This window comes from Gammaproteobacteria bacterium (assembly GCA_033720895.1).
GTDB lineage: Bacteria > Pseudomonadota > Gammaproteobacteria > Natronospirales > JAJUFS01 > JAWWBS01.
In genome coordinates, this window is the sequence record JAWWBS010000079.1 from 1 (window position 1) to 7,583 (window position 7,583).

7 protein-coding genes are annotated in these 7,583 nt (G+C 61.1%); 4 read left to right on the forward strand and 3 right to left on the reverse strand.

Going from position 1 to position 7,583, the window contains the following annotated elements:
• Together R3217_09755 and R3217_09760 are read left to right on the forward strand one after the other, a co-directional pair.
• Positions 1–210 (forward strand): hypothetical protein (locus R3217_09755; protein ID MDX1455729.1); only part of this gene is annotated, 210 nt, incomplete at its 5' end.
• Between the two features lie 45 nt (positions 211–255).
• Positions 256–1,632, forward strand: a complete 1,377-nt coding sequence (locus R3217_09760; protein ID MDX1455730.1) for a 3-deoxy-7-phosphoheptulonate synthase class II — start codon at positions 256–258, stop codon at positions 1,630–1,632.
• 3 nt (positions 1,633–1,635) lie between these two features.
• Here the strand turns inward: R3217_09760 and R3217_09765 are convergent, their stop codons facing one another.
• The 3 genes from R3217_09765 to R3217_09775 are packed head-to-tail and all read right to left on the reverse strand — an operon-like array spanning position 1,636 to position 4,095.
• Complete coding sequence (locus tag R3217_09765) at positions 1,636–2,166, reverse strand: pseudouridine synthase (GenBank protein ID MDX1455731.1); 531 nt, start codon at positions 2,164–2,166, stop codon at positions 1,636–1,638.
• A 3-nt stretch (positions 2,167–2,169) separates the two neighbouring features.
• Positions 2,170–3,144, reverse strand: a complete 975-nt coding sequence (rssA, locus tag R3217_09770; GenBank protein MDX1455732.1) for a patatin-like phospholipase RssA — start codon at positions 3,142–3,144, stop codon at positions 2,170–2,172.
• A gap of 45 nt (positions 3,145–3,189) precedes the next feature.
• On the reverse strand, positions 3,190–4,095 hold the full coding sequence (locus R3217_09775; protein ID MDX1455733.1) for a LysR family transcriptional regulator: 906 nt from the start codon (positions 4,093–4,095) through the stop codon (positions 3,190–3,192).
• A gap of 190 nt (positions 4,096–4,285) precedes the next feature.
• Between R3217_09775 and aceB the strand changes: the two genes are divergently transcribed.
• Positions 4,286–5,902, forward strand: a complete 1,617-nt coding sequence (gene aceB / locus R3217_09780) for a malate synthase A (protein ID MDX1455734.1) — start codon at positions 4,286–4,288, stop codon at positions 5,900–5,902.
• Between the two features lie 48 nt (positions 5,903–5,950).
• Entirely contained in the window at positions 5,951–7,258 is a 1,308-nt protein-coding gene (aceA, locus tag R3217_09785; GenBank protein MDX1455735.1) for an isocitrate lyase, read from the forward strand.
• The last annotated feature ends 325 nt before the right edge of the window (positions 7,259–7,583 follow it).

The window sequence follows — 7,583 nt, forward strand, 5'->3', positions numbered from 1 at the left end:
CTGCCGGAGGTCGAGGTCGTGCGCATGCCGAACGGTCGGTCCTTTTTCACCGGCAAGGCGTTCATGGAATTCGACTACAAGGGCGTGCGTTACCTGGCCTACAAGGACAAGGTCTCGGACGAAGACTTCGAGATCCATCCCGGCAAGATGGGCTACCACCCCGAAACCAGCGAACTCTGCTGGGCCCTGCATCGCGCCGTCAACGGCTGACTTTCCTTTTTCCGGCCATCTGAACGCGGTATCATCTGCCGTCCTATGACCAAATCCCTGCAGAATTCCTGGAATCCGGCCAGCTGGCAGTCGAAGACTGCCGGCCAGCAGCCCCTTTACCCGGACCAGTCCGAGGTGGAGCAGGTCGTTCATACCCTGAATAGCCTGCCGCCGCTGGTGACCTGGGGCGAGATTGATGCGCTGAAGGCCCAGCTGGCCGAGGCGCAGCGTGGCGAGCGTTTCCTGCTGCAGGGCGGTGACTGTGCGGAATCCTTCGACGAGTGCACCGGCGAGTTCATCGCCAACAAGCTGAAGATCCTGCTGCAGATGTCACTGGTTCTGACCCACGGCCTGAAGCAGCGCATCGTGCGCGTCGGCCGCATGGCGGGGCAGTACGCCAAGCCGCGCTCGGCCGATGTCGAGGAGCGCGATGGCATGGTGCTGCCGAGCTACCGCGGCGACCTGATCAACCGCTCGCCGTTCACCGAGGCGGATCGCCGCCCGGATCCGAAGCTGATGTTGCGCGGTTACGAGCGTGCGGCGCTGACGCTGAACTACGTCCGTGCGCTGGTGGAGGGCGGCTTTGCCGACCTGCATCACCCGGAATACTGGGACCTGGCCTTTGTGAATGATTCACCGCTGGCCAGCGAGTACCGTGAAATCGTCGCTTCGATCGACGACGCACTGAACTTCATGGAAACGATTTCCGGCCAGCCGATCCACGAGACGTCGCGCGTGGCATTCTTTACCTCGCACGAAGGCCTGCACCTGCCGTACGAGCAGGCGCAGACGCATTACGTCGAGGAAGTGGGCCGCTGGTACAACCAGTCCACGCATTTCCCGTGGATCGGCATGCGCACCGCCGAGCTGGATGGTGCGCACATCGAGTACTTCCGCGGCATTGCCAACCCGGTTGCCGTGAAGGTCGGGCCGAAGATGAGCCTCGAACAACTCAAGACGCTGGTTGAGACGCTGAACCCGGAGAACGAACCAGGCCGCCTGACGCTGATCCATCGCTTTGGCGCCGCCAACATCAAGCAGCTGCTGCCGGAATTCATCAAGGCCGTGCGCGAAACGGGCATTGATGTCTTGTGGAGCGCCGACCCGATGCACGGCAACACCGAGACCACGCAGTCCGGCATCAAGACGCGTCGCTTCGACAACATCCTGTCCGAGCTGGAAGATGCTTTCCGGATTCACAGCGAAATGGATTCACACCTCGGCGGTGTGCACGTGGAGCTGACGGGCGAGAACGTGACCGAATGCACCGGTGGTGCCCGCGGCCTGACAGACAAGGACCTGGAGCGTGCGTATCGTTCGACGGTCGACCCGCGCCTGAACTACGAGCAGGCGCTGGAAATGGCCATGCGCATTGTCGGCCGCAAGATCAACTCGAACTCGCGCAAGGCCAGCAACAGCTGAACCTTACTTCAACTCGCGCCAGGCCCCTGGCGCGAGGTCGCCCAGCTCCCATTCCCCGATCCGTGCGCGAACCAGCCTGAGAGTGGGGTGGCCGATAGCGGCGGTCATGCGTCGCACCTGGCGATTCCTGCCCTCCCGTATCGTCATTTCCAGCCAGACGTCCGTGACGTTCTTGCGATAGCGCACGGGCGGGTCCCGTTCCCAGAGGCCTTCGGGTGTGTCGATGCGCTTCACTTCAGCCGGCTTTGTAAGTCCGTCTTTCAACTCGACGCCGCGGCGCAGTTGCTCCAGCGCAGCATCATCGGGCTCGCGCTCGACCAGTACCCAGTAGGTTTTCGGCTTCTTGAATTTCGGGGAGGATATCTTCGCCTGCAGCTGACCATCATCCGTCAGCAACAGCAGGCCTTCGGAATCCTTGTCCAGGCGACCGGCCGGATAGACATCCGGCACGTCGATGTAATCCTTCAGCGTGCGGCCTTCACCGGAAAACTGGCACAGCACGCCAAAGGGCTTGTTGAAGGCAATCAAGGACAAGGCTTACTTCGCTGCCTTGATCAAGGGCTCCAGCTCTTCCTTCTCACGCTGCGTGGCCTTGCGACCGCCTTCGATGGCCTCCTTGGCGCGATCGAATTCCATCAGTCCGATGTGATTCAGCTTCGGCACGATGTGTACGTCTGGCGGATCGCCGGCCATGCGCGAGCGGGTGATGCGATCCTGCATGATGTCGATGGAACCTGCCATGACATCGAACAGGCCGGGATCGGCGGTCCCGGATTTGCGCAGGGAAGAGATGTAGGAATCAAGGCGTATGCCCATACCGGCCTTCAGCTTGGCGGCCCATTTCGCAATGGTGGAATCCTTTTCCTCGATCTCGGCGAGCTCGCGATCGCTGTCCTCGACAGCCTGCTGGTCGTTCTCGGGCGTGTGCGAATAGAAATGCTGGCCGACCAGGTCACCGTTCAGGTTCACGGCAATCACCACATCCGCACCCATGGCACGCGCCAGCGATACCGGGACCGGGTTCACCAGCCCACCGTCGATCAGCAGTTCGCCCTCGTCGTCACGTGCCGGCGCGAACATGCCGGGCAGGGCAATCGACGCACGACAGGCGTCCAGCAGCGAACCCTCGCGCAACCAGATCTCGCGACCGGTCTGCAGACCCGTGGCAACGCAGCCGAAGGGGATATCAAGGTCCTCGATGTCGGGGTTGCCCATCTGTTTCGAAATGGCACCCATCAGGCTCTTGCCCTGCAGGAAGCCACCACCGGACATCTTGGCATCCAGCAGGCGAATGATGTCGACGCGCCCCAGTGATCGAATCCAGTCCTCGAACTCGTCCAGCCTGCCGGCAGCATAGGCGCCGCCGACCACTGCGCCAACCGATGCGCCGGTAACGATGTCCGGCTTGATGCCCATCTTCTCGAGCTCGCGAATCACACCGACGTGCGACCAGCCACGTGCAGCGCCCGAGCCGAGAGCGAGACCGATTTTTGTCTTGGTTTTCTTGATCATGATGCTGAGCTTAGCAAAGTCATGTGCAGATTCGTGATGAGAGCGTCACAAACCCGGTCGCAGGATCTCGATGAAGCGCTTGGCCTGGTTGGACAGGAACTTGCCGCGACGTGTCACCACGCCATAGGACCGTTCATTGAAGTAATCCGGCAGGCCATAGCGGAACAGGCGGTCCCAGGGCTTCAGGCAGATACCGGAGACGATGCTGATGCCCATGCCGAGCTCGACATATTTCTTGATCACCTCCCAGCCACCGACTTCGAGCTTCACGTTGAAGGGCACCTTGTTCCTCTCGAATGCTTCCTTGACCAGGCGCCAGGTGGAAAGATGGCGCGGCGGCAGGATCAAGCCATAGCTGGCAATCGTTTCCAGGTCGATGTTCTCCTCAAAGGTGATCGGGTGGCCCTTGGGTGCGATCAGGTAATGCGGATAGCCGTACAGTGGCTCGTACTTGATGTCGTCCGGCACCTCGGACATGGGGCCTACGGCGAAATCCGCCTCGTCATCGCGCAGCATCTGCAAGCCGTCGCGACCGGTGACGTTATGGAAATTCAGCTGGATCTGCGGGTATTGCTCGGCAAAGCGGGAGACAAAATCCGGTAACAGGTAGAGCAGGGTGGATTCACCTGCGGCGATATGCAGCTCGCCCGATTCCAGGTTCTCGCAGCGGGCCTGGAAATCCTCTTTCAGGCCCTCGAAACCCTTGACCAGGGGCTGGGCAATCTCGAGCAATTGCGTGCCTTCCGGGGTCAGCTGGATCTTGCGACCACGGCGCTCGAACAGCACGCTGCCGACTTCCTTTTCCAGCGCCTGGATCTGCAGCGACACCGAGGGCTGGGACAGCTCCATCTGCTCGGCGGCCTTGGAAATGCTGCCCAGGCGAGCCGTGTAAACGAAGCCACGAAGCTGCTGCAGCGCGTTCTGGCTGTAATAGGCGGTCTTTCTGGCCATTTTAGGTACTCACGCTAAGTTATTGATATAACGGCTTAAAACGCCTCTCAAGGCGCCAGGAGGCCATTTCGCTATGTATTAACCATACCAATGTGAAAAATTAAAGTCATTGTGTACAACAATCTTGGCAATCCGCGTTTACTCGACCCATCGCAAACACACGGCGCCCGCAGGGGCAGATGGGGACACGATGAACGCAACGGCAGAAGCGACGCGACAGGCACTGAAGCAGACCCGCATCCAGGTCGAGAAGGCGCTGGCACCCGGCTTCGAGGAAATCCTCAGCCCGGAGGCCCTGGTCTTTGTGGAAGCCCTGCAAACCGAGTTCGGTCCGCGTCTCGCCAAGCTCCTGGCCGGCCGCAAGACCCGCCAGGCCGCGATCGATTCCGGCTACCAGCCGGACTTCCTCGAGGAAACCGCCGAGATTCGCTACGGCGACTGGCAGATCCTGGGCATTCCCGAAGACCTCAAGGATCGCCGCGTCGAGATTACCGGCCCGACCGACCGCAAGATGGTGATCAATGCCCTGAACTCGGGGGCGAAGGTCTTCATGGCCGACCTGGAAGATTCGCTGGCGCCCACCTTCGACAACGTCATTGGTGGCCAGTTGAACCTGCGCGATGCCAACCGCGGCGATATCGATTTCACGGCCGAAAACGGCAAGCGCTACGAGCTCAGGAAGGACCATGCGCAGCTGCTGGTTCGTCCACGCGGCCTGCACCTGCCGGAAAAGCACCTGACACTGGACGGCGAAGCCCTCAGCGGTGCACTGGTCGATTTCGGCCTGTATGCCATCCACAACATGGAGCAGCGCCTGGAGAACGGTACCGGCCTGTATCTCTACCTGCCGAAGCTCGAGCACTGGCGTGAAGCCAAGCTGTGGGCCGACGTGTTCCGCTTCACGGAAAAGCACTTCGGTGTCGAGAAGGGCACGATCAAGGTCACCGTGCTGATCGAAACGCTACCGGCCGTCTTCCAGATGCATGAAATCCTGCACGCCTTGTCGGATTACATCGTCGGCCTGAACTGCGGTCGGTGGGATTACATCTTCAGCTTCATCAAGACCTTCCGCGCCGACCAGGATCGCATCCTGCCGAATCGCGAAGTGGTCGGCATGACCGAGCATTTCCTGCGCAGCTACTCGCAGCTGCTGATCAAGACCTGCCATCGCCGCGGTGCCTTCGCCATGGGCGGCATGGCCGCACAGATTCCCATCAAGGGCGATGAAGAAGCCAACGAGAAGGCCGTCTCCAAGGTGCGCGCCGACAAGCTGCGCGAAGCCGGTGACGGCCATGACGGCACCTGGGTGGCACACCCGGGCCTGATCCCGGTAGCACGGGAAGTCTTCGACAAGGTCCTGGGCGACAAGCCGAACCAGCTTGATGTTGCTCGCGAAGACGTGAATGTCTGCGCCCGCGACCTGCTGCAGCTGCCGCAAGGCGACATCACCCTCGGTGGTGTGGCCGGCAATGTCGAGGTCGCCATCGATTACACCGCGGCCTGGCTGAATGGCAACGGCTGCGTTCCGCTGAACAACCTGATGGAAGACGCCGCCACGGCGGAAATTGCCCGCACCCAGCTCTGGCAGTGGCATCGCTATGAAGCGAAGACCCGCGAGAACGAGGTGATCTCCAGGGACCTGATCGAATCCTTGATTGAAAGAACGCTGGGGGAGCGTCGCGCGGCGCTCGGCGATGACGCTTTCGCGAACGGCAAGTTCGCGGAGGCCGCCGAGCTGCTGCGTGATCTTACCTTCAAGGAGGATCTCGAAGATTTCCTGACACTGCCCGCTTACGAAACATTCTGAACGACACAACCGACTTCGACTTGAAGACTCAACCAAAGGGGTAACACCATGAACAAGCTGCCTACCGCCGAAGAACTCAAGAAAGACTGGGAAAGCAACCCGCGCTGGAAGGGCATCACCCGCCCGTACGCACCGGAAGAAGTCGTGCGCCTGCGAGGTTCGCTGCCGATCGAGTATTCCATTGCCAGGCACACCGCTGAAAAGCTCTACAAGATGGTCAGCGAAGAAGAGTACGGCTACGTGAACGCGCTGGGCGCGATGACCGGCGGCCAGGCCATGCAGCAGGTGAAGGCCGGCCTGCGCGCCATCTACTGCTCTGGCTGGCAGGTGGCTGCGGATGCCAACACCTCCGGTTCCATGTACCCCGACCAGTCGCTGTACCCGGTCGATTCCGTGCCGAACCTGGTGAAGAAGATCAACAGCACCTTCAAGCGCATGGACGAGATCAACGTGCAGGAAGGCATCGAGCAGGACGTGTTCGCGCCGATCGTCGCCGACGCAGAAGCCGGCTTCGGCGGCGTGCTGAACGCCTTCGAGCTGATGAAGCACATGATCGAAGCGGGCGCTGCCGGTGTGCATTTCGAAGACCAGCTGGCCTCCGCCAAGAAGTGCGGCCACATGGGTGGCAAGGTGCTGGTACCGACGCAGGAAGCCGTGTCCAAGCTGGTGGCCGCGCGTCTCGCCGCCGACACCATGGGCGTGCCGACGCTGATCATCGCCCGCACCGATGCCAACGCAGCCAACCTGCTGACCTCGGACATCGATCCGGCCGACCACGCCTTCATTACGGGTGAGCGGACGTCGGAAGGCTTCTACCACGTCAAGCCGGGCATCGACCAGGCCATCGCCCGCGGCCTTGCGTACGCGCCGTATGCCGACCTGCTGTGGTGCGAGACGTCCAAGCCGGACCTGGCCGAAGCGAAGAAGTTCGCCGACGCCATCCACGCCGAATTCCCGGGCAAGCTGCTGGCCTACAACTGCTCGCCGTCCTTCAACTGGAGAAAGAACCTGGACGACAAGACCATTGCCGAGTTCCAGAACGAGCTGGGCGCGATGGGCTACAAGTTCCAGTTCATCACGCTGGCCGGCTTCCACGCCCTGAACTTCTCCATGTTCGCGCTCGCCAAGGGTTACAAGGAAGAGCAGATGACGGCCTACGTCGAGCTGCAGGAAGCCGAGTTCGGCACCGAGTCGCACGGCTACACCGCGACCAAGCACCAGCGCGAAGTCGGCACCGGCTACTTCGACCAGCTCACCCAGGTCATCGGCGGCGGCAAGTCGTCACTGTCGGCACTCAGCGGCTCGACCGAGGAAGAGCAGTTCGAGGAAGAGAAAGCGCGCCTGGCTGCTGTCTGATCAGCCTCGCGCAATGAACCTGGTGGGCTGACCCTGACGGCGCACCAGGCAGAGGGAGAGAAGGGGAGCCCGATCCATGGCATGCTGTGGGTCGGGCTTCTTTTCGACGGCGGTTTTACAGGACCCTTGGCGGAAGGACATACGCGCCACGGCAGTCGCTTTTCTGAACGCTGTCGACCAGCAATAGAAAAAGCTATTCATGCATTACTTCGACGCGAAAGGCAGACTCTCGGATGAAGCGCTTGACCAGCTCGAAGCGTTGTTCAAGCAGACCACGGGAGGGCCCTGGAAATCCTTCGTAGAAGGACGGGACCACTCATCGGGA

What these genes read in the sequence shown, in the direction of transcription:
- aceA (MDX1455735.1), top strand. Translation starts at nt 5,951, where the DNA reads ATGAACAAGCTGCCTACCGCCGAAGAACTCAAGAAAGACTGGGAAAGC.
- aceB (MDX1455734.1), top strand. Translation starts at nt 4,286, where the DNA reads ATGAACGCAACGGCAGAAGCGACGCGACAGGCACTGAAGCAGACCCGC.
- R3217_09775 (MDX1455733.1), bottom strand. Translation starts at nt 4,095, where the DNA reads ATGGCCAGAAAGACCGCCTATTACAGCCAGAACGCGCTGCAGCAGCTT.
- rssA (MDX1455732.1), bottom strand. Translation starts at nt 3,144, where the DNA reads ATGATCAAGAAAACCAAGACAAAAATCGGTCTCGCTCTCGGCTCGGGC.
- R3217_09760 (MDX1455730.1), top strand. Translation starts at nt 256, where the DNA reads ATGACCAAATCCCTGCAGAATTCCTGGAATCCGGCCAGCTGGCAGTCG.